This window comes from Ruegeria sp. O11 (genome assembly GCF_056535285.1).
Window position 1 is genome coordinate 999,935 of sequence record NZ_JBQERS010000001.1, and the last position, 26,645, is coordinate 1,026,579.

At 56.8% G+C, this 26,645-nt stretch carries 24 protein-coding genes; 13 read left to right on the forward strand and 11 right to left on the reverse strand.

Going from position 1 to position 26,645, the window contains the following annotated elements; all coding sequences use genetic code 11:
• Positions 1-38: 38 nt before the first annotated feature.
• Positions 39-1,202, reverse strand: a complete 1,164-nt coding sequence (locus ACRZ91_RS04990) for a pyridoxal phosphate-dependent aminotransferase (protein ID WP_170540505.1) — start codon at positions 1,200-1,202, stop codon at positions 39-41.
• On the opposite strand from ACRZ91_RS04990, the gene ACRZ91_RS04995 reads away from it, so the two are divergent.
• The 4 genes from ACRZ91_RS04995 to ACRZ91_RS05010 all read left to right on the forward strand — a co-directional run bounded on the left by ACRZ91_RS04995 (position 1,201) and on the right by ACRZ91_RS05010 (position 4,881).
• A complete protein-coding gene (locus tag ACRZ91_RS04995) occupies positions 1,201-2,586 on the forward strand; it encodes a M48 family metalloprotease (protein ID WP_480903047.1) in 1,386 nt (461 codons plus the stop codon). The two genes, ACRZ91_RS04990 and ACRZ91_RS04995, sit on opposite strands and share 2 nt — an antisense overlap.
• Entirely contained in the window at positions 2,583-3,341 is a 759-nt protein-coding gene (locus tag ACRZ91_RS05000) for a DsbA family protein (RefSeq protein WP_480903049.1), read from the forward strand. The genes ACRZ91_RS04995 and ACRZ91_RS05000 overlap by 4 nt, the downstream gene beginning before the upstream one ends.
• 352 nt (positions 3,342-3,693) lie before the next feature.
• The gene (locus ACRZ91_RS05005) at positions 3,694-4,182 is read left to right on the forward strand and encodes a CHAP domain-containing protein (protein WP_480903051.1); all 489 of its coding nucleotides are present in this window, start codon (positions 3,694-3,696) and stop codon (positions 4,180-4,182) included.
• Positions 4,183-4,548: 366 nt separating this feature from the next.
• Entirely contained in the window at positions 4,549-4,881 is a 333-nt protein-coding gene (locus ACRZ91_RS05010; protein ID WP_480903053.1) for a Rieske (2Fe-2S) protein, read from the forward strand.
• 13 nt (positions 4,882-4,894) lie between these two features.
• Here ACRZ91_RS05010 and ispG read toward each other — a convergent pair whose 3' ends face one another.
• From ispG to hemA, 3 genes are all read right to left on the reverse strand, one after another.
• Positions 4,895-6,016: a flavodoxin-dependent (E)-4-hydroxy-3-methylbut-2-enyl-diphosphate synthase gene (ispG, locus tag ACRZ91_RS05015; protein WP_170773233.1), complete on the reverse strand. Its 1,122-nt coding sequence runs from the start codon at positions 6,014-6,016 to the stop codon at positions 4,895-4,897.
• A 70-nt stretch (positions 6,017-6,086) separates the two neighbouring features.
• Complete coding sequence (locus ACRZ91_RS05020; RefSeq protein WP_480903056.1) at positions 6,087-7,301, reverse strand: helix-turn-helix domain-containing protein; 1,215 nt, start codon at positions 7,299-7,301, stop codon at positions 6,087-6,089.
• A gap of 130 nt (positions 7,302-7,431) precedes the next feature.
• Positions 7,432-8,655, reverse strand: a complete 1,224-nt coding sequence (hemA, locus tag ACRZ91_RS05025) for a 5-aminolevulinate synthase (RefSeq protein ID WP_170472185.1) — start codon at positions 8,653-8,655, stop codon at positions 7,432-7,434.
• Between the two features lie 302 nt (positions 8,656-8,957).
• Here hemA and ACRZ91_RS05030 point away from each other — a divergent pair, with 302 nt between their 5' ends.
• Positions 8,958-10,346 carry a dipeptidase gene (locus ACRZ91_RS05030; protein WP_480903058.1) on the forward strand — a complete coding sequence of 463 codons (1,389 nt, stop codon included), beginning with the start codon at positions 8,958-8,960 and terminating at the stop codon, positions 10,344-10,346.
• 136 nt (positions 10,347-10,482) lie between these two features.
• Here ACRZ91_RS05030 and lpdA read toward each other — a convergent pair whose 3' ends face one another.
• Positions 10,483-11,877 (reverse strand): dihydrolipoyl dehydrogenase, encoded by a 1,395-nt coding sequence (gene lpdA / locus ACRZ91_RS05035; RefSeq protein WP_319544800.1) that lies wholly within the window; start codon positions 11,875-11,877, stop codon positions 10,483-10,485.
• A 212-nt stretch (positions 11,878-12,089) separates the two neighbouring features.
• Between lpdA and ACRZ91_RS05040 the strand changes: the two genes are divergently transcribed.
• A complete protein-coding gene (locus tag ACRZ91_RS05040; protein WP_480903060.1) occupies positions 12,090-12,521 on the forward strand; it encodes a hypothetical protein in 432 nt (143 codons plus the stop codon).
• On the opposite strand, the gene ACRZ91_RS05045 is transcribed toward ACRZ91_RS05040, so the two are convergent.
• The 4 genes from ACRZ91_RS05045 to ACRZ91_RS05060 form a co-directional block, all read right to left on the reverse strand.
• A complete protein-coding gene (locus tag ACRZ91_RS05045) occupies positions 12,518-13,096 on the reverse strand; it encodes a DUF924 family protein (protein ID WP_170472193.1) in 579 nt (192 codons plus the stop codon). The two genes, ACRZ91_RS05040 and ACRZ91_RS05045, sit on opposite strands and share 4 nt — an antisense overlap.
• A 92-nt stretch (positions 13,097-13,188) precedes the next feature.
• On the reverse strand, positions 13,189-14,475 hold the full coding sequence (locus ACRZ91_RS05050) for an MFS transporter (RefSeq protein WP_170472195.1): 1,287 nt from the start codon (positions 14,473-14,475) through the stop codon (positions 13,189-13,191).
• Positions 14,476-14,580: 105 nt separating this feature from the next.
• A complete protein-coding gene (gene queA, locus ACRZ91_RS05055; protein WP_480903392.1) occupies positions 14,581-15,627 on the reverse strand; it encodes a tRNA preQ1(34) S-adenosylmethionine ribosyltransferase-isomerase QueA in 1,047 nt (348 codons plus the stop codon).
• 44 nt (positions 15,628-15,671) lie between these two features.
• Positions 15,672-19,058, reverse strand: coding sequence for a YhdP family protein (locus tag ACRZ91_RS05060; RefSeq protein WP_480903062.1), 3,387 nt, complete (start codon positions 19,056-19,058; stop codon positions 15,672-15,674).
• Positions 19,059-19,126: 68 nt separating this feature from the next.
• Here ACRZ91_RS05060 and ACRZ91_RS05065 point away from each other — a divergent pair, with 68 nt between their 5' ends.
• The 6 genes from ACRZ91_RS05065 to aqpZ all read left to right on the forward strand — a co-directional run bounded on the left by ACRZ91_RS05065 (position 19,127) and on the right by aqpZ (position 24,185).
• Positions 19,127-19,588, forward strand: a complete 462-nt coding sequence (locus ACRZ91_RS05065; protein ID WP_480903064.1) for a peroxiredoxin — start codon at positions 19,127-19,129, stop codon at positions 19,586-19,588.
• Positions 19,589-19,673: 85 nt separating this feature from the next.
• Positions 19,674-20,492, forward strand: coding sequence for a ferritin-like domain-containing protein (locus tag ACRZ91_RS05070; protein ID WP_480903394.1), 819 nt, complete (start codon positions 19,674-19,676; stop codon positions 20,490-20,492).
• Positions 20,493-20,670: 178 nt separating this feature from the next.
• Positions 20,671-21,996 (forward strand): DUF5930 domain-containing protein, encoded by a 1,326-nt coding sequence (locus ACRZ91_RS05075; protein WP_480903066.1) that lies wholly within the window; start codon positions 20,671-20,673, stop codon positions 21,994-21,996.
• Complete coding sequence (locus tag ACRZ91_RS05080) at positions 21,986-22,486, forward strand: bactofilin family protein (protein ID WP_010442130.1); 501 nt, start codon at positions 21,986-21,988, stop codon at positions 22,484-22,486. Before ACRZ91_RS05075 ends, ACRZ91_RS05080 begins: the two co-directional genes overlap by 11 nt.
• A 123-nt stretch (positions 22,487-22,609) precedes the next feature.
• Positions 22,610-23,389 carry a HalD/BesD family halogenase gene (locus tag ACRZ91_RS05085; protein WP_480903069.1) on the forward strand — a complete coding sequence of 260 codons (780 nt, stop codon included), beginning with the start codon at positions 22,610-22,612 and terminating at the stop codon, positions 23,387-23,389.
• A 106-nt stretch (positions 23,390-23,495) separates the two neighbouring features.
• A complete protein-coding gene (gene aqpZ, locus ACRZ91_RS05090) occupies positions 23,496-24,185 on the forward strand; it encodes an aquaporin Z (protein ID WP_170540546.1) in 690 nt (229 codons plus the stop codon).
• A gap of 54 nt (positions 24,186-24,239) precedes the next feature.
• On the opposite strand, the gene ACRZ91_RS05095 is transcribed toward aqpZ, so the two are convergent.
• Both ACRZ91_RS05095 and ACRZ91_RS05100 read right to left on the reverse strand, forming a co-directional pair.
• Entirely contained in the window at positions 24,240-24,788 is a 549-nt protein-coding gene (locus ACRZ91_RS05095) for a peptidylprolyl isomerase (RefSeq protein ID WP_170540549.1), read from the reverse strand.
• Positions 24,781-25,287, reverse strand: coding sequence for a peptidylprolyl isomerase (locus ACRZ91_RS05100; RefSeq protein WP_170472209.1), 507 nt, complete (start codon positions 25,285-25,287; stop codon positions 24,781-24,783). Before ACRZ91_RS05100 ends, ACRZ91_RS05095 begins: the two co-directional genes overlap by 8 nt.
• Positions 25,288-25,423: 136 nt before the next feature.
• Here ACRZ91_RS05100 and ACRZ91_RS05105 point away from each other — a divergent pair, with 136 nt between their 5' ends.
• Positions 25,424-26,614, forward strand: a complete 1,191-nt coding sequence (locus ACRZ91_RS05105; protein WP_480903072.1) for a phosphoglycerate kinase — start codon at positions 25,424-25,426, stop codon at positions 26,612-26,614.
• Positions 26,615-26,645 lie beyond the last annotated feature (31 nt).

Here is a 26,645-nt window from a genome sequence, read left to right on the forward strand (position 1 = left end):
GGCAGAGCCTATAGCAATCCCCTGCCTTTGTGAACGCTTTAGGCCGTTTGCGGGATCGCGCCTCGCTCGGCCATAAAACGCTGCAGCCGATCCAGCCCATCCTGAATGTCTTCGCTCGACCGCGCATAAGAAAAACGCAACGTCGTGTGCCCGCGCACCGGATCGAAATCCAGCCCCGGTGTCACGGCAACCCCGGCCTTGTCCAGAATCTCGGCCGCAAAGGCACGGCTATCCTGCGTCAAATCCGAGACATCTGCGTAGACATAAAACGCCCCATCCGGCGGTGCGATATTGGCAAACCCGGCCTTGGGCAACCCATCCAGCATCAACAGACGATTACGGCGGTAAACATCCAGATTGGCCTGCAGCTCATCTTCGCAATCCATCGCAGCCAATGCCGCCACCTGGCTCGCATGGGGAGCACAAATGAACATGTTCTGCGCAATTCGCTCGACCACGCGCACCTGATCTTCGGGCACAACCATCCAGCCAACACGCCAGCCCGTCATCGAGAAATACTTGGAGAACGAGTTGATCACATAGCACTCATCCGTCAGCTCCAACGCAGTGACGGCTTTGGCTTCGTATTCCAGCCCGTGATAAATCTCGTCACTGATGAACGACGCGCCCTTCCCCTGCGCGGCTTCGATCAGTGCCTGCATCGCGGCATGGTCCAACATCGTTCCTGTGGGGTTCGCAGGTGAAGCAACCATCAATCCCTGCAGATCGAGCCCCGCGAAATCGGCGGGCACTGGTTGCAGCCGGTTTTCAGGCGCAGTCGGCAGATCAACCGGAACCAACCCCAGCGCCTTGAGGATTTGCCGATAAGACGGATACCCCGGTGCCCCGATCCCTACCCGATCACCGCTGTCGAAAAGCGCCGTGAAGGTCAGCAGGAACCCGCCGGACGACCCCGGTGTGATCACCACCCGTTCGGGGTTAAGATCAACATTATACCACTCGCCATACAACCGCGCGATCCGCTGCCTGAGCGCGGGCAAACCCAAAGCCACCGTATACCCCAGCGGCCCCTGTTCCATGGCCCTCGCCAGCGCTTCGGTCGCCCCTTTAGGTGCCCCGGTTCCCGGTTGGCCTACCTCCATATGAATGACATGCCGCCCGGCCTCTTCTGCCTTGCGTGCGGCCTCCATCACATCCATCACGATGAAGGGATCGACCCCGGAACGGGTTGAGTTTCTCATGGCCATCTCCCATGTTGCAGCCATGGCTTTTGAACGCTTATCCCGGCTGGCGTCAATCCCGGCTGTGTTGCTGATCGCAGTGACGTGGTTGGTCAGTGTCGTTCAGACCAACGCGCAAAGCCTGATCCGCGATCCCGATATAGAACACGGCCTACGAGAACTGGCCTTTCCGATCTTGCGCGCGGCTGGCCTGAACACCAACCGGGTTAGGGTACTGGTGGTAAATGACAGCGTATTCAATGCTTTTGTTATAGACTACAACACCATCTACCTGAATTACGGTCTGATCCTGACCGTCGAAACCCCCGAGATGTTGCAGGCGGTGATCGCGCATGAGGCCGCCCATATCGCCAACGGTCACCTTGCACGCCGTTCGGAAAACCTGCGGGCGGCGCAGCGCAACGCGCAGCTTGGCACGCTGCTGGCGCTTGCGGCCGCAGCAGCGGGCGGCGGAGAGGCTGCGGCAGGCATTGCTGTGGGCACTCAGGCTTCGGCATTGCGCAGTTTCTTGGGGCATACACGCGCCGAAGAGGCCTCGGCCGATCGCAGTGCTGCCAGCTATCTGCGTTGGGCTGGGATCTCACCACGCGGGATGGTTGATTTGCACCGCAAGTTTGCCGGGCAGGAACTACTGAGCGAAATCAGGCAGGACCCGTATATGCGCTCGCACCCAACCAGCCGAGAGCGCCTTCGCGCGGCTGAGACGTTTCTGGATCAATATGGCGACAAAGCTAAAGAGAACCCAAACGCAGATTACTGGTTTGCCCGCGTAAAAGGAAAACTGTCAGCCTTCTTGCGATCCCCGACCTGGACACTACGCCGTGCAGCCGAGGAAACCGATCGCGACATCCGTCTGATGCGTGAAGCATCGGCCTACCACCAGAACCGAGACTTGTCCCGCGCCCGCGCCGCGATTGACGGAGCGTTGGCAATCCGCCCCGATGATCCGTTTTTCTATGAACTGAAAGGCCAGATTCTGCTGGAGAACAGACGCCTGAGCGAGGCTGTTGCAGCCTATGGTGCTGCAGTCGATATGGCACCGAACAATTCTCTGGTTTTGGCGGGGTATGGGCGCGCTCTACTGGCGGATGGCCAAACCAAGAAAGCCCTGCAAGTTCTTGAAAAAGCAAGGGCAAGAGATTACCGAAACGCCCGATTAATGCGTGATCTTGGCTTAGCCTATTCGCAGGTGGGCAACAATGGAATGGCGTCTGCTGTGACCGCAGAGCGATATGCGCTGCAGGGTCGTCTTGCTGATGCAGGCATCCATGCTAAACGCGCGGTTGCGCAACTCCCCGAAGGGTCTCCGGGTTGGCAAAGGGCGCAGGATGTGCTGATTGCCTCGGAGCGCCTGAAAAAGAACAAAAGAAGGAAACGGAAATGATCCTGAGACATGCTGCACCGGCCCTATTGGGTCTTTCCCTGATCACCAGCCCCGCGCAGGCGCTTGACCTGAACGCCATGAGCGACGCAGAGAGAGCCGAGTTTGGCGCGCAGGTGCGCGAATATCTGCTGGCAAATCCGGAAGTGATCATCGAGGCGATCAACATCCTTGAAGAGCGCAACGCCGCAGCCGAGGCGAATGCCGACAAAGAACTCGTCGCTGCCAATGCGGAAGACCTGTTCAACGATGGGTATAGCTGGGTGGGCGGCAACCCAGACGGCGACATAACTCTGGTTGAGTTCATGGACTATCGCTGCGGCTATTGCCGGCGCGCCATGCCCGAAGTGGCGACCCTGCTGGCCCAGGACGGCAATATCCGTCTGGTTATTAAGGAATTGCCAATTTTGGGCGATGCCTCGGTCGTGTCATCCCGCTTTGCCATCGCGACCAAACGGGTGGCGGGAGATGATGCATACAAACAGGTTCATGATGCCCTGCTGACCTTTAGCGGTGAGCCGTCCGAAGTCACCCTGCGCCGCATCTCTGACGGGCTGGGACTGGACAGCGACGCGATCATCGCGGCGATGGACAGTGAAGAAGTCACCGAGGAGATCGCCAAAACCCGCGCGCTGGCACAAAAACTACGAATCTCTGGAACGCCTTCATTTGTTCTGGGCACTGAAATGCTGCGCGGTTACCTACCCGCAGATCAGATGCTGCAGATTGCGAACGGAGTTCGTGCAGAACAAGGTTAAGAGCAGGGGTTGGAATGCTCGCCCGACGTTCACTTTACCGATGGGTTCAACTCACCTTTGGCTCAACAGTCATCTTCATTGGATATTGAGCCTTTTGTGAACCTTCTTTTCAAACCTATCAATTGAATTGAAGCGATTGAGTGGGCTTTCCTGAGCATACATTAGACCACCTCGGAACTAGGGAACCGGCAATATTTTGCCGGGACCTTTTTGGGCTCTTTTCACAAGCTGCATGATCGCCTTAAAACTCTGTAACCACTCAAACCGACATCAAAGATTCTTGCAAATCCACAACCGCAAAACAAATACGATTTGGCCGCGCCTGCCAGTCACCGCTCGCGCTGTGATTGCGATGGGCCTTATCGGTTTTGTCTCGGCCTGCGCTCAGAATCCAAACGATAGTGATCTTGATCCGGAGCGTCAGGCAATGGCGCTGCAAGAGGTTTCGAAAAAGCATGCCCGCGGGCAAAGAGTGTGGTGCGTACCCTACGCCCGAAACCTCAGCGGCATCCAGATCCGCGGTAATGCCAAGGACTGGTGGGGCAAGGCTGGCAATATCTTTGACCGGGGCAATGAGCCAGAGGTTGGTGCTGTGATGTCGTTTCGTGCAACCCGCGGAATGCCTCTGGGTCATGTCGCCGTCGTCTCCGATATCGTCACCAACCGAGAAGTCATCATCAACCATGCAAACTGGCACCGCAACAAAGTGTCGTTGAAAATGGGCGTCATGGACGTATCCAAAAACAATGATTGGACGCTGGTGCGGGTGGAAACCAATCCGGGTCGGTACGGCAGTTCATACCCGGTGAACGGTTTCATATATCCGAAGTTTGCAGAGTAACCCTCTTCGCTATTCCCTTCAGAGACGGATGGATAGATTAATATGCACTTCCCAGTGGAAAGGCGTTTCGATTAGCGTTCAATCAAAGCATGATTTACTAAACTGGTTTCGCTCAAGTCTGTTGTGATGAAAAAAGGCGTTATTCTTTATTATTTGACGGGAGGTTGGGCGCTGTTGACAGTTGCAATTGGCGCGCACTTTCTGATGTCCAGCATGGAACCAACGGCTGACGTAAAATCCAGCTATCAGGCAAGACTGCACACAATTCCGATAGTAAGCTGGGCGCCCGGTGAAATAAAACGCCTGGTCATCCGTGAAAAGCCCGTGGTCATTTAGCGCCGTAGCCCTACGGAAATGGCTACTGCGATGTCGCAGGCCAACGCGTCCATCCCTTTGAAGGATTGGGCTGAGGTGCTGAACGACGGATCACTTGCGAATGCGCTGGGTCCCGAGGAATTTGCCCGCGTAGAATGGTTCATCGTCAGCCCCATAAGCCCTACAGGCTTTGGATGTATCGTCCAGGCCCAGGCTGGTGACTATAACGGGTTCTTCGATCCGTGCTACGGAGTGCATTTTGATATGTGGGGCCGCCCACAAAAAGGCCCGAGTCACGAGAGGCTGATTACGCAACAGGCATACTTGACCGAAGATCAGCAGGCCCTGGTCCTTGATGCCTCTCAATTTCCACTGCCAAAGTAAACACTAAAAGAATCTACTCCGCCGCCTCGGCTGCAGCGTCCAACTCTGCCGCCTTCTTTTCGACCTGTTCCACAATGTGATCGATCATCTGATCGTTTGACATCTTGTGGCTGGCTTTTCCCGCCAAATAGACCATGCCAGACCCTGCCCCGCCGCCGGTAAAGCCGACATCGGTCATTAGGGCTTCTCCCGGCCCGTTCACCACACAGCCAATGATCGACAGGCTCATCGGAGTCTTGATGTGTTCCAGTCGATGTTCTAACGCCTCAACCGTTTTGATCACATCAAAGCCCTGACGCGCGCAGGAAGGGCATGAGATGATGTTCACGCCGCGATGGCGCAGGCCCAGAGATTTCAGGATCTCAAAGCCCACCTTCACCTCCTCCACCGGATCGGCAGACAGGCTGACCCGGATCGTGTCGCCAATGCCCATCCACAGCAGATTGCCCAGGCCGATGGCAGACTTTATCGTGCCCGATACCAGCCCGCCAGCCTCGGTGATGCCCAGGTGAATCGGTGCGTCCGTGGCTTCGGCGATGCCTTGATAGGCGGCTGCCGATAGAAAGACGTCACTGGCCTTCACGCTGATCTTGAAATTGTGAAAGTCGTTGTCTTCGAGGATACGGATGTGTTCCAGTCCGCTTTCAACCATCGCCTCGGGGCATGGTTCGGCATATTTCTCAAGCAGGTGTTTTTCCAGACTACCCGCATTCACCCCGATCCGTATCGAGCAATTGTGGTCGCGCGCGGCCTTGATGACCTCCTTCACCCGCTTTTCATCGCCAATGTTCCCGGGATTGATCCGCAGACAAGCGGCACCCGCCTCGGCGGCTTCGATACCACGTTTGTAGTGAAAGTGAATGTCAGCCACGATTGGAACCGGGCTTTCGCGCACGATTTCTTTCAGCGCTTTGGCCGAGGCCTCGTCCGGGACCGACACCCGAACAATATCCGCGCCAGCCTCTGCTGCCGCCTGAACCTGCGCGACTGTTGCTGCCACATCTGTCGTCAGCGTGTTGGTCATGGTTTGCACCGCAATCGGCGCATCTCCACCAACAGGCACATTGCCCACCATGATCTGGCGAGATTTGCGGCGATAGATGTCGCGCCAGGGACGCACGTGATTAAGGGACATGAGGGAGGGTCCAGATCAGCCTGAGTTGCCCCTTAGATAGTTCGCCAACCCAAGGGGAGCAATGGCTAGATCACTCAGCAGGTGCTTCTGCTGGCTTAGTCTGCAATTCCGCGACCAGTTGCTTGAGCGCGCTGTTCTGTTCGGCCTCAAGATCTGCAACTGCGAATTTTTCGGAAACTGCATCTTTCGAGAGCACAACGCCCTTGGTCACCGTGCCGGGTGCGCCAACCGGACCAAAATGTTCACCATTCATCGAGAAATATACGGATCCTGATGCGCCAGCTCGCAATAGCGGAGCCTCTTCGGTCAGGGGCACTTCGAACGTGCTGCCTTGTTCGACGGTACCAAGTGTACCTTCGAAAATGACGCTGCCATCAGCGGCCGTTACGCGCATCCACGATGGGTTAACGGCTACGATTTTAAGCGTCGTATCCAGTTGCTCAACCACCTGCGGTAACGCCGGACGCTCGACCGTATGAACTTCAGTCACCTGAATCTGCGGTGGCTCAGGAGCGCGGAAAGTGCCGACTGTACGCGGATCAAGCGTTGAAATCGGGGCATCGCGGGCAACCAGCACCGGTACATCCAGCGCTTGCGGGCGATACAAACGATCCAGCGCTTCTGTGCTTGGTGCATCGACGTTGGCCAATTCGGCCTCATCCGACCGCGCCTGCGCAGCGTCCAGCGGATCAAGATCGGTCAGGACAACCGGCGCTTGCTCGACCGGGCTGACCTGTACTTGCTGAATTCGGTTCAGAACCGACCAGCCGCCATAGCCAATTCCGCCAATTACGGCCAACAGCACAAGTGTCGAGCCGATGGCCCGCGGTTCGATCTGGCTGACCACGGATTCGCGACCGGGAATATAGGGCGTGTTCGGCGAGACGAAGGGATCATGCCCCATCGACCCGCGAGCGGGCAAACCACCTTGGGCTTTCTTGACTACCGATGCCTCGGCCGACATGCCGTGTGCAACTTCGAATCCGCTCTCCTGACAGAAGCTTGCGAAAGTCTCATCGGGGTTCATCCCCAGATAGCGGGCATAAGAACGCACATACCCAGCGATGAAGCCGGGTGTGTCAAAAGCATCGGGATCAGCATTTTCGATGGCGGCTATGTAGTTGGCTTTGATGCGAAGTTCGCGCTGCACATCCAAAAGAGATTTGCCCATCGTCGCGCGTTCGCCGCGCATAACATCGCCGAGTCGTACCTCATAATCGTCAAAGCCCTTTGGCCTGACGTCCAAGTCTTCTTCGGAATCGCGCTGTGATCTGCGCCCAATCATTCCTGCTGCCCCATCTTTGCCTGTCGCGTGTTGCACGCTAGCGGCGAATCGCCCCTACAACGATTCGTCTAATTCTTTTGTTAGCGTAAGCGTAACACGCAGCAAACTCGTTGCACACTTTAGTGTGACATTACCCGGCAAGTTCGGCGCGATTTAGCGCACAATGTGACCAAAGTTCGTCCATCGCCTGCACCAGACGGTTCATTTCGTCAGGCCCATGCACCGGAGAGGGGGTAAAGCGCAGGCGTTCGGTGCCGCGCGGGACGGTTGGGAAATTGATTGGCTGAACGTAGATTCCATAGTCATCCAGCAACCGGTCGCTGAGGATCTTCGTATGCACGGGATTACCGACGATCACCGGCACGATATGACTGCCATGATCTATCAGCGGCAAGCCCAGCCCTTTGAGCCGCAGCTTAAGAATACTGGCCTGGGTTTGGTGCTGCTCACGCAATTCCGGTGCGCGCTTGAGATAGGCAACTGAAGCCGCCGCCCCTGCAGCGACCGCAGGTGGCAGGGACGTGGTAAAAATAAAACCGGGCGCGTAAGAGCGGATGGCATCACACATCTTCTCGCTTGCGGCAATGTAGCCCCCCATGACGCCATAGGCCTTGGCAAGCGTTCCATTGATGATGTCGATGCGATGAGCAAGGCGATCCCGCTCAGTCACGCCACCACCACGGGCGCCGTACATACCGACTGCGTGAACTTCATCGATATAGGTCAAAGCTCCGAATTCATCAGCCAGATCGCAAATCTGTTCAATCGGACCAAAATCGCCATCCATCGAGTAGACTGATTCAAAGGCGATCAGCTTGGGGGCTGCCGGGTCATCGGCCTCGAGCAATTCGCGCAGATGTGCGACATCATTGTGACGGAATATACGCTTGGCCCCACCATTACGGCGCACGCCTTCGATCATTGAGGCGTGGTTCAGCTCGTCTGAATAGATGATCAAGCCAGGAAATAGCTTGGGCAACGTGCTCAGGGTCGCATCATTTGCAATGTAAGCGCTGGTGAACAATAGCGCGGCTTCCTTGCCATGCAGATCGGCCAACTCAGCTTCGAGACGTTTATGATAGACAGTCGTCCCTGATATATTGCGTGTTCCGCCTGAACCCGCACCGGTCGCATCTACCGCCTCATGCATCGCGTCCAGCACCACGGGGTTTTGCCCCATGCCCAGATAATCGTTGCCGCACCACACGGTGATGTTCTGCTGTGATCCGTCCGGGCAAGTCCGCACGGCGTGCGGGAATTGACCCTTACGGCGTTCGATATCAATAAAGGTCCGATAACGTCCTTCGTCATGCAGCCTGGCAATCGCAGTATCGAGCTGAGCAGTATAGTCCAACGGACCCTCCTTGGATGCCCGGGTTTATCATAACCCCGGGCGATATTTTTTGCCACATCACAGACGGGCCGAATATATGGCTTCGCGTTCCCCTGTCCGACCTGCCTACAGCCGAACCGTTGAACCCAACTTTGATTTGCATCAAATACCTACTAAGCGGCTATCCGACAAGTAAAGTTACGGCAACCAGACGCGAGGAAACGACGCAGGCAGATTCACCGATTCTTAAGGCAAAACGGGCTGGACGGCCCCGTTTGCGCTGCTAGGCTCTGCGCCAAATCCAGACCTTTCAGGAGAGCCCCATGTCGCTTGACGCTGTACTGAGCCGGATCGATACCGATCTGACAACCTCTATCGATCGCCTGATGGAGTTCCTGCGAATCCCCTCTATTTCCACTGATCCAGCGTTCAAGGAGAACGTCGACAAAGCCGCAGACTGGTTGGTCGATGATTTGAAAAGCATCGGCATCAACGCTGAAAAGCGAGAAACCCCGGGCCATCCTATGGTTGTTGGTCATGTCGGCGAAGGCAACGAAGGCCCTCATGTTCTGTTCTATGGCCATTATGACGTACAACCGGTTGACCCGCTGGAACTGTGGAACCGCGACCCCTTCGATCCAGCATTGGAAGACACCGCACATGGTCAAGTGATCCGCGGTCGTGGGTCTTCCGATGACAAGGGTCAGTTGATGACCTTTGTAGAAGCTTGCCGCGCCTGGAAAGCGGTTCACGGCTCCCTGCCCTGCCGCATTACCTTTTTCTTTGAGGGCGAGGAAGAATCCGGATCGCCATCTCTGGTGCCGTTTCTCGAAGCAAATAAAGCCGAGCTTCAGGCTGATCTGGCTCTGGTCTGTGACACCTCGATGGTCTCGCGAGGTGTCCCGTCAATCGCGTCGCAACTGCGCGGCATGCTTAAGGATGAATTCACCATCATCGGCCCCCGCATCGACCTGCATTCAGGCCATTATGGCGGACCCGGCCTGAACCCGCTGCGAGAGCTATCGCACATCGTTGCCTCATTCTACGACGAAGACACCGGTCGCGTGGCGGTCGACGGCTTCTACGAAGGCGTGCACGAAGTCCCAGCGGAGCAACTGCGCCAATGGCAGAATTGTGGTTTCGACGAAGCGGAATACCTGAACTCTGTTGGGTACTCCGAACCACACGGCGAAAAGGGGTATTCGACGCTCGAACAACAATGGGCGCGGCCGACGCTGGAAGTGAACGGCTTGTGGGGAGGCTACAACGGCGCTGGCTCCAAAACCGTGATCCCGTCCGAGGCGCATTGCAAGATTACCTGCCGTCTGGTTGGCGATATGGATCCAGATGCGTTGCGCAATCGAATCCGCAAACATGTCGAAGATCGCTTGTCATCGGATGCCAAAGTAGTATGGGATAACGACCTTGAGGGCTCGCCCGCCTCGGTCATGAACCTCAATCGCCCCGAATTCGAAGCCGCGCGCGGCGCGCTTTCGGATGAATGGGACCGCGAGGCCGTCTTTACTGGCATGGGCGGCTCGATCCCTGTCGTTGGTTATTTCAATTCGGTGTTGGGCTTGGATTCCATGCTGGTCGGCTATGCTAATGACGACGACGCCATTCACTCACCGAATGAGAAATACGACGTCAAGAGTTTCCACAAGGGCATCCGCTCGTGGGCGCGCATTCTGGACGCTTTGACCAGGAAATAAGCATGGTGTTTTGCGAGGCTCTGCCTCGCGCTCCGGGATATTTCCAGCCAGATGAAGTGCGGATACCCTGCTTCATCTGGCGATAAATATCCCGGGAGAGTCGCGGCGTACCGCGACGGGGTCAGAGCCCCCTTCCTTACATGTGGATCACGCGCCCATAGGCATCCAGCACGCTTTCATGCATCATTTCTGACAGCGTCGGGTGCGGGAAGACAGTGTTCATCAGATCTTCCTCGGTGGTCTCCAACTGGCGGCCCACCACATAGCCCTGGATCAGCTCGGTCACTTCAGCACCAATCATGTGCGCGCCCAGCAGTTCACCGGTTTTGGCATCAAACACGGTTTTGATCAGCCCTTCAGGCTCACCCAGTGCGATGGCCTTGCCGTTGCCAATGAACGGGAACCGGCCGACCTTGATGTCGTACCCCAACTCTTTGGCCTTGGCTTCGCTGTATCCGACCGAGGCGACTTGAGGCTGACAATAGGTACAGCCAGCGATGCTTTCGGGTTTGACCGGATGTGCGTGCTTACCAGCAATAAGCTCAGCGACCATAACGCCTTCGTGGCTCGCCTTGTGCGCAAGCCACGGCGCGCCCGCGATATCGCCAATCGCATAAAGTCCTTCAACCTCGGTACGGCAGAATTCATCCGTCACAACATGGGTGCGATCAATCTTTACGCCCAGAGCCTCAAGCCCGAGGTTCTCAACATTGCCGACAATACCAACCGCCGAAATCACGGTGTCAAAGTCGTGCTTCTCGACCTTACCTTTCACCTCGATATGCGCGGTTACTTTGCCCTTGGCGCGGTCCAGTTGCTTGACCATTGCTTTTTCCATAATGGTCATGCCTTGCTTGGTGAAGGCCTTTTTTGCAAACGCGCTGATCTCAGCATCTTCGACCGGCAGAACGCGATCCATGACTTCGACAACAGTCGTGTCTGCTCCCAGCGTGTTGTAGAAACTGGCGAATTCGATTCCGATCGCGCCCGAACCGATAACGAGCAATTTCTTGGGCATCCGCGGCGGCTGCAGCGCGTGTTTGTAGGTCCAGACCAGATCGCCATCAGCCTCGAGCCCCGGCAGTTCACGCGCACGGGCGCCAGTGGCCAGAACGATGTTCTTCGCTGTCAGCTCCTCGGTGCCTTTGTCAGTTTTCACGCTGACCTTGCCTTTGGCCGGAATGGTCGCTTCTCCCATCACAACGGCCACTTTGTTTTTCTTCAACAGGTGACCGATGCCGCCGGAAAGCTGCGCCGCAACCCCGCGCGAGCGTTTGACCACGGCGTCCAGATCGTAACCGACCTTGTCAGCTTTCAGGCCAAAATCCTTGGCACGCTCCATCAGATGGAACACTTCCGATGACCGCAACAGCGCCTTTGTGGGGATACAGCCCCAGTTCAGGCAGATGCCGCCCAAATGCTCGCGTTCAACGACAGCGGTCTTAAGGCCCAATTGTGCCGCGCGAATAGCGGCCACATAGCCACCGGGGCCAGCCCCGATTACGATCAGATCATAGGATTTTGCAGCCATGTTTCCCTCTCGGCACAGATCGGTTCAAAAACTAGTTTACCGTTAAACTATTTTTTCCAACGCATCAACATAACTTCCCGCGACATATGTGACGCAGGGTAATTTCGCCATTATCAAGCTGAATTCAGCCTATACCCGTGCCGCCGCAAAGGCTAGAACGGAGACTTCGGAACCATTTGTTTTGATATCCACCATATTTCGAAAGGCGAAACATGGCCAAAACCCTCAAGGACTTATTACTGGCTTTTTTGAACGCGACATTGATATTGCTGGCCTTATGCCTCTTCCTGGGGTGGAAACTTTTGCAATCCGCAGACCAAATTCGGACCGGATTTGCTGAGAACTTGCAAACAGTGGCGCCATTGCGCGAACAGGCGCAAGGCATAAGAGTAGAGATTACAGAGCTGCGCAGCGATCTTGCCTCATTTGGCCAGAGAGCACAGCTTGATGAAACCATGCGCCAACAGCTCAGCGCCACACTGCAACGCTTGAACAGTTTGGAGGGGAAGCTTGAAAACACCCAATCTCGCTTGGCGAACCTTGTCGAACGTCCGGAAGACCTGATCAACTATGCGATCACGACTTCTGCAGACAACATCACCAACCGGATATTGATCATCAAGGGTTGCGAGCCCGCGACCTAGGTCGCGGCCTGCAATTCACGCACTGTAGAGCCGTAGCCACCATTGCTCACATATGCGGCTTCGTGATCAGTAGTCGCCCTTTCCAGTGCATCGTTGCGATAAGGGAAACGGCCGAATTTTCGGATCACCTCGCGATGCGCGCGCGCATGCAGCAGATTACTGTCGCCACTTTCGGGCATCCGCTCAAGCATCATGCGTACACAACGCTCCTGATCGCACAAATTTTCCGAGTGCATCATTGGCAGATAGAAGAACTGCCGCGCGGGTTCATCGATCTTTAGATCCCAGCCCTTGTCGACCGCGCATTTTGCTGCCGCCAGTGCCGCCCTATCGGATGCAAAGGCTTGCTTGCTGCCCCGGAACATATTGCGAGGCAACTGATCCAAAAGGATAATGTAAGCCAGCGTCCCGCTGGGATAGGTCAGCCAGAGCGAAAACTTGCCTTCACACGCTGCTTTCCAGGTTGAAAGAAATTTGTCTCGGATCCGCGCATCCAGCGCTTCATCCTGTAGGTACCACCCCTCGGGGCCGACCTCATCTAACCAAAAACTCAATACTTCTTCAGGACCTGCCATTGCCCTAGACTCCGTAATTGTCCTCCCCAGGACGTAACGTCATTAAAATCACTTTTACAGATTTGTGACAGTAACATATTGCAACACTAAAGTCACAATTCCGGCGCACGGGCGGGTTCTTGCGCATCTTGCTCATCTTGCGCTGCTTCAATAGCAACCTCTTGGGCGACTTCCAGCGCAACAGGTGACGAAGTTGGGTAGATCGGAGCAATCGCGCCCGTCTCATCCACCGGTGTGTAGACTCGCTGGGTCATCCGATAGGCGGCGTAGGCGGCCATGGCAAACATCAGCGTAGCGATAAACAGAAAGAAACCCTTTGGCCCGACAACGCCTGTGCCCATCAGCCAGCCGGTAATAATTGGCCCGGCGATAGCTCCAAGGCCATTGATGAATACCAACCCGCCCGAGGCCGCCGACATATCATCATACTCCAGATAATCGTTGGTATAAGCTATCAGCAGGGAATAGAGCGGGCTTGTCATGCCGCCAATAAAGAAGGCCGCAACAAGAAGCATCGTGAATGTTACACCCAGCACCATGCCAATAACGGCACCGACCCCGCCAACTGCCGAGACCAGTATAATCAATACGCGACGATCCATCCGGTCGGACATCCAGCCCAGTGGAAACTGAAGCAATACCGCTCCAATATAGAACACCGCCACGAAGATCGAAATTTCAACCAGACTCAGACCTACTTGCGCACCATAAACGGCGCTCATCCCGAATTGAGCCGAGAAAATCCCGCCCAATAAGAACATGCCAACGCAGCCCAGCGGTGATGTTTCCATCAACTGGCGCAGGGTCATCGGCTTGGTGGTGTCAAACGCAGGTGTAGGAGAGATCGACAACAAAATGGGTGCAAACGAGATCGAAACCAGAATCGACGCGATAACAAAGGTTTCATACCCGGCGGGGTCACCAACCAGCAGCAGGGCCTGAGCGCTGACCACACCCGCCATCTGCACGATCATATAAAGCGAAAGGGCCTGTCCTCGGTTCTCGTTGTTTGCGGCGTTGTTCAGCCAGCTCTCAGCGGTCACATACACACCCGAGAAACAGAATCCGATCACGACCCGGCCCAGCGACCAGGCAATGGGATCGGCAAGCATCGGATACATTATCATGACGGCCGAAATAAACGAAGCCAGTGCTGCGAATACGCGCACATGACCGACGCGACGGATCATTTCGGGCGCCAAACGCGAACCGCCGAGAAATCCAACAAAATAGGCGGACATTACAAATGACATTTCGAGGGTAGAAAACCCCTCAATCTCGCCACGCACGCCCAGCAGAGTGCCCTGCAGGCCGTTGCCGACCATCAGCAATCCCATACCCAGAAGAAGCGCCCAAGCGCTGGAAAGAACCTGAAGCATTCTGCCAACCCAAATTGCTGATTTGTTTTGTTCGCTTTGCGATCAAATACTATCCGCGTCGCGCCTGTCTACGACATTGTTGCGGCGCGGATGAAACAGATGCGACTAGGGGATCAAAAGAGATGCGTCGCCGTAGGAGAAAAAGCGATATTCATCCGCGATCGCGTGATCATAAATTGACTTGACTCGATCCTGTCCCATCAACGCGGAAACCAACATTAACAGTGTGGATTTCGGCAGATGAAAGTTAGTCATCAACGCATCAGTGACGTGAAACTGAAATCCGGGGTAAATGAATATGTCGGTCTCACCTTCCCACGGTTCGATCTGCCCTGAACGTGCAGCACTTTCGATCAGACGTAAGGCCGTCGTGCCCACAGGAATGATCCGCCCACCCGCTGCTTTGGTCGCGGCGATATCGGCTGCGGCCTGCGCGCTGACACGGCCCCATTCAGCATGCATTTTGTGGGTCGCCACGTCCTCGACCTTAACTGGCAGAAAGGTGCCCGCACCCACATGCAAAGTGACATGGGTAAACTCGACACCACGTGCTGAAAGCGCCTGCAGCAACGCATCGTCGAAATGCAGCGACGCTGTCGGGGCTGCGACAGCACCAGAGTTCCGCGCCCATACAGTTTGATAATCGGTCTTATCCTGTTCGTCCGCAGCACGTTTCGCCGCAATATAAGGCGGCAATGGCATCGCGCCAGCCTGCTCCAAGGCTTGGTCGAAATCCTCTCCGGTCAGGTTGAAACGCAGAAAGGCCTGGCCATCAGCAACGCGATCCAGGGTCGCACTTAGATCATCTGAAAACACAATTTCTTCGCCGAGTTTGACCTTCTTTAACGGTTTGATCAGTGCAGCCCAGCAGCCGTCGGATTGCGGGTCCAGCAGCGTCGCTTCGATCGCTGCGGACACAGGCCCCTGTGCGCTGCTGCGATGGCGGCGGCCGTTCAGGCGTGCCGGGATGACACGCGTGTCGTTCAAAACCAGCCGGTCCCCAGGGAGCAATATGTCCGGTAGTTCGTGGACACGCTGATCCCGAATGGTATCCTGCTGCGCAAGTAGCAGGCGTGCCGATGAGCGCGGGCTGGCAGGCCGCGTCGCAATCAGGTGTTCGGGCAGATGGAAATCAAAATCGCTGAGTTTCATGGCCGCGCCATACATCGGCCCAACAGATTCGGCCACCGCTCAGATCAACGGTCCTCGCCGCGTGATTGCACAGCCGGATGGGGTCGGTCCGATCGGTCAGGCGTTGCATTTGGGCCATCCGAGACAGTTGGCGCTGGCTCACGCAATAAGTTTCGCAGGAACAACGGGGCCAGCCCGGACAGCGGATTGACAGAAACCTTTGGATCGCTCAGTGGGCCGGTCAGGGTATAATTGAAGGCGAAAATCCCCTCGCCCTTCTTCGACAGAACACTGCCGATCGCATTAACCAGATAAATTGGCGAGATCGCGCCGCGCAGGTTCAGTATTTGAGTCACCGTATCAATGGTGCCCTCGAATGAAAGTCCCATAGATGGCCCCACGGCGCTGCCACTTAAAACTTTCACTTCGGTCGGGGTGATGCGCATTTTGCTATCGATGGCTGCAAAGAAAATGCCCTGCCCTGCCATCTCGTCCAACAGCCCCACCAGGCTGATCGCGTTCAACAAGGCCGCCATCGCTGGAGCGTCGGTGATCCGCGTATTCTTGATCTTAAGGTCAACATCGTAGTTTCCTGGCTCTGCAATCGGTTCGAGTTGCAATTGCATGGACCCGCCACGCGCCTGCGTCAGAACACCAGCCGAACGCAGAACCGCACCCGCATCTTCGGAAGTCAGCCCAACCGCTGTACGATTATCGCGCGGCGTCACCTGGCCTTTGATCCGCGCGCCGCCGTTGACTTGAGCTGCGAATCCACCCGTCAACCCGCCTGTGGTTTGAAACAAGCCGGTTAGCCCGGTCAATGCCACCGTCTCGGTAACCTGTAACCGGTCCAATGTGACGTCGAGTTTCGGCCCAGGTCCAGCTGCCCTACCTCCGCTGCTAGCCCCTTCACCCAAGGTCGATTTACCCAGATTAAGCACGCCGCCCAACACACGGATATCCGGTAAAGCCGCCCCTCGCCCGATCAATTCCGCAGGAACAGCCAACCAGTTGCCCAATTCAAATGAGCTGAAGCGCACGCGGTCAAACCCACCATCTCTGAAAGAGATCGTGGCCGATGTTCGCAGCCCCGCCGCCTCGATACGCAGCTCATCGACGTTGAGTTGCGCGCCTAGCGTCGCTTCAGCCGTCAGGGTGCCGTTGCTGCTTGCCCCTTTCCTCCACCCCAACTCAGGGATGGCCAAAGCCACCCCCACCAGGTCTGAGTTTGCGTTCAGAAGTGGCGGTTCACCTGCGCCGATACCCAATGTAAAGTCAGCCAACCCCTGTCCAGTTAGCATCCCTTTGGGTAAGCCGGCATTTATCTGTTCCATCAGGCGTGGAGAGACTTCAATCTGCCCCGTCAGCTCACTACGTTGCGCGGTGTCGCCGCCGATGGGCTGTCGCCAGGTGGCTTTAACTGGTACGACGCCAAACAGGCCCTCGCCCGAAATGGCGACCTCCGTTTGATCCCCTTTCAGATCGAGCTGGTCGGCACTGACTTCAAACCCTGGCACCAGCCTGTCACTGTCCAAATCGGACAGTTCGCCCAAAAAATGGAATCGTGTGTCTTCAAGCTTCAAGCCCTTGATCATGGGCAACGACAACGTGCCCGAAAGACTGACTTGACCTTCTGCCAGCTCAACAGGAAGATTGGCCTTGGTCAATAATTGCAGCGGTGGTCGATCCAATAAAGACAGGGCAGCCGTCACGCTACCTTTGGCCTGCACGCGGGCGATCCCGGGCGTGGATTTCTTTATACGGGTGTCTGGAATGATAAACGAGGTGCCCGAAGCATCAACCGCCCCGCCCTCGTCCGCGATTACGATCCCCTTCTGCGCCGAGACCGTAAACCGTCCGTTCAGCAGACTGGCCTGCCCTTGTGCATCCTGAATGGGCGGAAGCGTCTTGGCGAACCGGACCTTGGTTTCTTCGAACTCAAAATCGGCATAGATGTCGGGTTTTTCCCCGGGCCGCAAACGCAGAGCGAAATCCAGATCCGACATTTCGCCCTGATACAGGTTTTCAGTGACCCAGAGACGCGGTTTCGGCGCAAGACGTTCTGGCCAGTATTTCAACAATTGATCAGAGCTCATCTGGTCAATCTGCGCGTCAATCTCGGCAACCCAACCTTCGGTCAGACCGGCCAATGATCCGCTCAGGCGCGCGCGTCGGGCACCATCTTCGATTGTCATCTGACCCAACTGCATCCGAAACGGAGCCAGTTTCATCTGAAAGTCCACATCGGCCCGTGACAGATTCAATGGTTCAGGGAACAAATTGACCGGATTGATCTCAATCCCGCTCAGGCGGAACTGCCCTGACATGCTCTCCAAGCCGCCGGCTTCGACCCCCTTCAGGAAGGTCATTCCATCCGCCTGAACTGTTCCCCAAGCGGAATTGATCGAGACCTCATTAAAGTCCAGCGCCTGCAGCTTTGGATCGTATGTAAAATAGGTCCTCGCCGATTCAAACTTGATCGGTGTAGTTTCAGGTGTTGGCTGCACCGCACCCGCACCGAGGTTCAGTGTGGCAAAGACCGGGCCCAGTGCGCCTTCGGGGTCCACGCTACCACGCAAAGCACCAGAGATGGGCGTGCGCAACACCTGCATCCATGCAAGAGCTGGGCTGTGTCCGCCAATATCTTCGGAAGGCAGATCGGTGATCGAAATGCCAAACTGTGCGGCAGGGCTGCCAAGCGAACTGGTATAATTGGCCTCGATCGTGCTTACGTAGTCCCGCCCGGCAAGTACCGAAAAGCTGGTGGCCAGTCGAACCTCACGCGCGCTGCGGGTCGCCTGAATGCGCCCACCATCCAGCACCCAGGACCGGCCCAGCTGCAGATCCTGATAGTCCAGCGTAATTGCATCCAGTTCAACTGAGGTCAGGGCTGACAAGACAGGGGCCTGGAACACCTCGTCCGAGGCCTCGATCAGCTGCGCCAGATTCGGAGCTTGCCCGACCGGCGCACTGCCCGCACCCACCGTCAGAGAAAGGGCTCCGTCCACACCCCTTGTCAAAGCGATCTGCGCGCCTTGCAGGATGATCCGCTTGGGCCGCACATGACCGCGCAGCAGCGGGCGCATAGAAAGGCTGGCCCGCAGGTCGGACACTTCGGCGATCTGACGACCGTCAGCGTCATTGATGCGGACATCGGTCAAACGCAATCGAGGACGCCAGCCTTCATGAATGATAAAGCTGACATCGCCGAACCGCACTTTGACGCCGCCCAGCGCCTGATCTAACCGAGTTTCAACCCGATCACGTAGCCAATCCGGCGCGTGCATGCGCTGCCCCACCACCATGAAGCCTGTGACCAGTGCCAGAAGAACAAGAATGAAGACACCGCGCAGTGTCCACAAGCCAGCAGTCCGTCGACGCGACCGACGTCGGGGCTTTTTAACCGAACCGGCGTCATCCTGCTGTTCTTGCTGGACCAATTTACGTCCCACGCCTTTCAACCTGCAAACGGAGCCCTATGATATGCGGCAACCGTTAATTTCTCAGCCGGAGTTTGAATATGCCCGAAGTCTCAGACATCGCACCCGACTTTACTCTGCCCCGCGATGGCGGCGGCGAGGTGACCCTGTCGGAACAACGTGGCCGTGCCGTCGTTCTTTTTTTCTATCCCCGTGATGATACGCCGGGCTGCACTAAGGAATCCATCGGTTTCTCGGAACAACTGCAAGCCTTTGCGGATGCGGGCGCTAACGTTTTCGGCATCTCGCGCGATACCGTGGCAAAGCACGACAAATTCGTCGCGAAGCACGGCCTGACCACGCCACTTTTGTCCGACGAGGGTCAGACCGTGTGCGAGGATTATGGCGTTTGGGTCGAAAAGAACATGTATGGGCGGAAATCGATGGGCATTGAACGTTCAACCTTTCTGATCGATGCCGAGGGCAAAATAGCCCGTATCTGGCGCAAGGTGAAAGTGCCGGGCCATGTAGACGAAGTGCTTGAGGCTGCGCGCGCACTCTGACCCTCTCGACCCGCGCGGGCATCAAGGGTATGACCCGCGCGGACTGCAGCGAAAGGGGGCAAGCGTGTCAAAAACACTGACCGAAATGGCGACTGAGGTTTTGACCACATCGGTCGGACGCGAGAAAACCGCCCTGTCCAAACAATACGCCGCTGCCTGGTTTACATCCCGGCAGGGCGACGCGCCCAAGATCGAAGTAGGCACCGCTAAGCCACCGCTTTACCCCGCGCGGCCTGAAAAGCCCGAACTGTTGTCCCCTCGGGATGTACCGCGCCGCAGGCCCGGGTCCGAGGCGGGCCGTATCGCGCTGTTACACGCCGTCGCGCACATAGAGTTGAACGCCGTGGACCTGCATTGGGACATCATTGCCCGATTTGGCCATAAGCCGATGCCCATCGGCTTCTATGACGATTGGGTGAAATGTGCCGAAGAAGAATCGCGCCATTTCGAGATGGTCTGCGACTGCCTCGAACAGATGGGCAGCCAATATGGCGCCCTGCCCGCCCATGCAGGCATGTGGCGCGCAGCCGAGGACACCGCCGAGGACCTGATGGGCCGCCTTGCCGTGGTCCCGATGGTTCTTGAAGCGCGCGGGCTGGATGTGACCCCTGGCATGATAGACATCTTCCGCAAGGCCAAGGCTGATGACGCCGTTGCCGCGCTTGAGGTGATCTATGCCGAAGAGGTCGGCCATGTCGCCTATGGCTCGAAATGGTTTCACTTTCTGTGCGGGCGCGAGAATGCGGATCCCAAGGATGTGTTTCACGCCCTTGTGCGCCGCTATTTCCACGGAGCGCTAAAACCACCCTTCAACGAAGAGAAGCGCGCCGAAGCCGGGCTGCCCCCTGATTTCTATTGGCCCCTGACCGAAGACCTACCACCACCCGGAGTTGTATCAGACTGACAGCAAACGCCTGCTATCGGCAAATTCCCGCCGATCACGTGCGGTAAAACTCCGTTCATTGCGCTCGATTGGTTAACAAACTTGCCCGAATGCCCCGACCCCTTTATGCAATCGCGTCAAGGAGCGGCTACTCACTCACGACCGGCTCCGAGATATGGGGACAATTGAGGTAGGACGCGTGCGGACACGTCTGGCAATTAAACTACACTCACTGCTTGAGCGGCACTTTCCAGAGCGCCGGGTTTTTCTGAAATCTGACAATGATACACGGTTTATCCGGCTAAGTTCGGAGACCCAGATCGCCGCCGTCGCTGGTGTCGGGGTAATGGTCGCCTGGACCGCCATTGCCACGTCGATCCTGCTGATGGACAGTATTGGGTCTGGCAATTTCCGGGAACAAGCCAAGCGCGATCAAGCAACCTATCAAGAGCGCCTGAATATCCTGTCGGATGAACGCGATACGCGCGCTGCCGAGGCTTTGGCCGCCCATGACAGGTTCAACGCGGCGCTGGAACAGATTTCGGTCATGCAGTCGGAGTTACTGGAATCCGAGAACCGCCGCCGCGAGCTGGAGACTGGCATCGAGGTTATCCAGACCACACTGCGCGCCACGATGAAACAGCGTGAAGACGCCCGAATTGAATTGGCCGAACTGCAACAAAGAGCCGGTGGGGATTCTGCGTATATGGCGGCGTCGGCAAATCCCGCGCAAATGGCATTCATGACAGACGCTCTGGCTAGGACCGCTGCACAGCGCGACCAGATTGCGGCTGACGCACAAGGCGCGCTGCATCAGCGCGATGAGCTGGAACTTGAAATTCGTCTGATGCAGGAACGCAGCGACGAGATTTTCCGCCAGTTGGAAGAGGCCATGGTGATCTCGGTCGAACCCCTCGACAAGATGTTCCGCAACGCGGGCATGCCCACAGATCGTATCCTCGACGAGGTTCGTCGCGGATATAGCGGTATGGGCGGTCCGCTGACCCCTTTATCCCTTAGTACGCGCGGTGAGGAACTGACCCCCGACCAGATCCGCGCAAATATCCTGCTGGAACAGATGGACCAGCTGAACCTCTATCGCATCGCTGCCGAAAAGGCCCCCTTCGCCAGCCCGGTGCGTGCAGCGGTTCGTTTCACCAGCGGCTACGGTACGCGGCGCGATCCCAAGACCGGCGGTCGCCGCATGCATAATGGCGCTGATTTTGCCGGCCCCTCGGGCACCGATATATTCGCGACCGCCGATGGTGTTGTCACTCATGCAGGCTGGCAATCGGGTTTCGGACGGCTGGTTAAGATCAAGCACGCCTTTGGGATTGAGACACTTTACGCTCATAACACCAAGGTACGCGTAAAGGTTGGTCAAAGGGTCTCGCGCGGGGATCATATTGCTGATATGGGTAGCACCGGACGGTCGACCGGCACACACTTGCACTACGAGGTCCGTGTGAACGGAAAACCTGTTAACCCAATGACTTACATCAAGGCTGCGAGAAATGTTTTCTAAGAGCAAAATCAACGAACCCGGATCGAAAGAGACTGAGGCAGCAAAACCAGCCGCACCGGCCACTCCGGCGGCTCCTGCACCGGCTGAAACCAAGGCGAGCACCCCGCCCAAGCCAAAGCCGCCCGCATCGGTCCTGTCCTCGGATCTTCACATCACCGGAAACCTGAAAACCTCGGGCGATATCCAGGTTGAAGGCACCGTAGAAGGTGACATCCGTGCCCATCTGCTGACCATCGGCGAGACTGCCACCATCAAGGGTGAAGTTACTGCCGATGACGTCGTCGTCAACGGCCGCATCGTGGGCCGCGTACGTGGCCTGAAGGTCCGCCTGACCTCGACCGCACGAGTCGAAGGCGACATCATCCACAAGACCATCGCGATCGAAAGCGGCGCCCATTTTGAGGGTTCCGTACAGCGTCAGGACGACCCGCTGAACCCCGGTCGCGGCGGCAAATCGGGTGCCAACCCTGCGGCAGAAGTCAAACAATAACGACAGGTCATTCTGTCCTGCTGAAACGCCGCGATCCTGATCGCGGCGTTTTTTTTTGTTTCTCGGTTACAGAATAAGTCTTACACCGGTTGGGAAAATTGCACTCAACGGCCTGGAGGCTCAATGGAACTGGCAGATATTGTTGACCTCACCACATACCCGATCGAGGATGCGGAATTTTGCGCGAAACTCAGACAGAGCTATCAACGCGACGGTGTGCTGGAGATGCCGGGTTTTGTCAAAGAGGGTGCGATATCCTCGATTCGTGCCGAGGGTCTAGCCAACCGGGAAAAGGTTTATGCGAAGACCGAAAAACATACGGTCTATCTCAGCCCGAAGGACCCTGCCTACAAACCTTATCACCCGCGCAACAGGCTGGTTACATCCTCAAAAGGCTGCCTGACAGATGATCAAATTGCCGAATCCTCCGCCCTGCGGGCGTTATATGATTCAAATGTATTCCGCGCCTTTCTGTGCGACGTGCTGGAAGAAGACGCGCTGTATGAATATGCCGACCCGTTGTCGTCCATTAACCTGCATTTTGCCGAGCAAGGCCAAGAGTTGGGTTGGCACTTCGACAACTCTTCATTCGCGATCACTTTGATGGTGCAACCTCCGGAACAGGGCGGGTCATTTGAGTACGTTCGTGATGTGCGTGATGCAGATGCCGGTGAGATGAGCTTTGACGCGGTTGGTGACATCCTTGATGGCCGTACCCCAGTTAATCGGCTTGACGCCAGCGCTGGAACACTGGTGTTCTTCCGCGGCCGGAATTCGATCCACCGGGTTGCACCAAACGAGGGTGAACAGACCCGTATTCTTGCCGTGCTCGCCTACAATACTGAACACGGCATCTCATTATCGGAAAGCGCGCGCCAGACGTTCTACGGACGCACTGGATAGTTTCCACTCGCTGTGAAAGAGTCTAAGAAATTCCCCGCAGACGTGAGTTTCACAAAACGCACTTTATGAATTAGTCTTAAAACCATTGTTTTCTGGAGGACTTTTCATGTCATCGAAACTTATGGCTGAATTCTTTGGCACTTTTTGGCTGGTACTTGGAGGCTGCGGCAGCGCGGTTCTGGCTGCGGGCGTCGCCGATGTGGGTATCGGCTGGCTGGGCGTTTCCTTTGCCTTTGGCCTCACAGTGCTGACCATGGCCTACGCGGTCGGGCATATCTCGGGCGGGCATTTCAACCCAGCAGTCAGCCTTGGCCTAATGATAGGCGGGCGGTTCGACGCCAAAGATCTGATCCCTTATTGGATCGCTCAGGTGATCGGAGCCATCGCGGCAGCAGCCGTGCTCTATTTAATCGTCAGCGGAGCGCCGGGTTTTGAAGGTGTGGGAGGGTTTGCCTCGAACGGGTATGGCGAGGCCTCACCCGAAGGGTATTCGATGATGTCCGCGTTGGTAATCGAAATCGTCATGACGGCCTTCTTCATCGTGATCATTTTGGGGGCAACGTCCAGCGGTGCTCCGGCAGGATTCGCGCCGATTGCCATTGGGTTGGGGCTGACGCTGATCCATCTGATTTCGATTCCAGTGACGAACACCTCGGTAAACCCTGCCCGGTCAACTGGCGTGGCGCTGTTTGCCGACGGTCCGGCACTAGCTCAGCTTTGGTTGTTCTGGGTGGCGCCCCTGATTGGCGGCGCAATTGGCGCGCTGATCTGGCGGGCGATGTCGTCCGACGACTGATCGGTCCGTTTCTGAAAGCCCCGGTCCGCTGTCGCGAGCCGGGGCTTTTTTCGTTCATTCGGTCACGGTGACCTTTTTCATCGCATCGGGCTGACCGATAACAGCACCGTTAGGGCCGTCGCCGCGCTTGATCGCATCGACTACATCCATCCCGTCGGTAACTTGGCCAACGACGGTGTATTGGCCGTTCAGGAACGGACCGGGCTCGAACATGATGAAGAACTGCGAGTTTGCGCTGTTGGGATCCTGTGCCCGTGCCATGCCGACAACGCCCCGGTCAAAATTGTAGTCCGAGAATTCAGCAGGCAGGTCTGGGCGATCTGACCCACCTGTTCCGGCGCGACGCATGTCCGCGCCAACGCGGCCATGTTGCACATCACCGGTCTGAGCCATGAAGCCATCAATCACTCGGTGAAACACAACGCCATCATACTGACCGTCAGCGGCCAGAGCGGTAATCTGCTCGACATGCTTTGGTGCAAGGTCTTCGAAGAGGTCGACCGTAACGGTGCCATTCGCCCCCTCGCCTTCGATTTCGATCTCAAGGCCTGTCGCCAGCGCAGGGCTGGCCAACACGACGAATGCAGCAGCCAGCTTATGCATCGGCGGCCACCTTCACGCTGATCATCCGGTCAGGGCTCGCAGGCGGCTCGCCACGAACGATGGCATCCACATGCTCCATTCCTTCGATGACACGGCCATAAACGGTGTACTGACCGTTCAGGAAATGGTTGTCCTTGAAGTTGATGAAGAACTGCGAGTTGGCCGAATCCGGGTTGGCCGAGCGTGCCGCGCCCAAAGTGCCGCGATCATGGGGCAGCTTCGAGAACTCGGCAGGTACGTTCGGCAGCGACGATCCGCCAGTGCCTGCCATGCGAATGTTGAAACCGTCTTCCATGTCGCCATGCTGTACGTCACCGGTTTGCGCCATGAACCCGTCGATCACACGGTGGAAGGCAACGTTGTCATATTCGCCACCACGCGCCAGCTCTTTCATGCGGGCCGAGTGCTGAGGGGCCACGTCGGGTAACAGCTCGATAACGACATTGCCGTCTTTCAACTCGATGATGATCGTGTTTTCGGGGTCTTTGATCTCGGCCATCTGGCCCTCCTGTCTTTGAAACTTGCGCAAATACCTATGACGCAGACGCGCGAATGCCAAGTGACGCATTGACCTGAAGGCAAAATGCAGGAAAAGAACCGCCTGAAACTGGATGTAATGGGCAAGGATAGACGCGATGGGCTGGAAAACTCTGGACGATATGGAACTGAACGGCAAACGGGTTCTGGTACGTGTGGATATCAACGTGCCCGTCGCGGATGGTGTGGTTACGGATGACACCCGCATTCAGCGCATCGTGCCAACCGTGCGCGATATCCTCGCCGCAAACGGCAAGCCGATCCTGCTGGCCCATTTCGGTCGGCCGAAAGGCGAACGCGTCGCCGAGATGTCTCTCAGGCAATTGGTCCCGGCGCTCGAGACCGCCTTTGGCACACCGGTTCGGTTCGCCGATGATTGCGTCGGTCCTGAGGCCGAAGCTGCCGCAGCATCGCTGGGTGCAGGCGAGATACTGCTATTGGAAAACACCCGTTTCCATGCCGAAGAAACCAAGAACAGCTTGCCCCTTGCTGAAGGCATGGCAAAACTGGGCGATGTCTATTGCAACGACGCCTTCTCGGCCGCCCACCGCGCGCACAGCTCGACCGAAGCACTTGCCCGCCTGCTACCGGCCTGCGCCGGTCGTCTGATGCAACAGGAACTCAGCGCGCTTGAGGCTGCCTTGGGTGCACCCAATCGCCCCGTCACTGCCGTTGTCGGTGGCGCGAAAGTGTCAACCAAACTAGACCTGTTAGGCAACCTGATCGAGAAGGTCGATTACCTCGTAATCGGCGGAGGTATGGCCAATACCTTCCTGGTGGCCAAAGGGATCGACGTCGGAAAATCTCTGGCCGAACACGCCATGACCGACACCGCTGCAGAAATCCTGAACAAAGCCGAATCTACAGGCTGCACGATCGTCCTGCCGCGCGACATCGTCGTGGCCGAGGCATTCGAGGCAAACGCACCGCATCAGGTTCTGCCCGCAGATCAATGCCCCGCCGACGCCATGATACTGGACGCTGGCCCCGAAAGCGTCGAAGCCGTGGCCGAGGTGCTGGAGAAAAGCCAGACTCTGATCTGGAACGGCCCGCTAGGCGCGTTCGAGCTGACCCCGTTCGACGCCGCCACCAATGCCGCCGCGCTGCAAGCCGCGGCTTTGACCCGAGATGGCAAACTAACCTCTGTCGCGGGTGGAGGTGACACGGTGGCCGCGCTGAACGCATCGGGTGCAGCGGCTGAATTTTCTTATATCTCCACCGCAGGTGGTGCGTTCCTGGAATGGATGGAAGGTAAAACCCTACCAGGCGTCGCCGCTCTGGTTCGGTAAGCGCCCAACCCTCAGATTTGACCTTTTTATT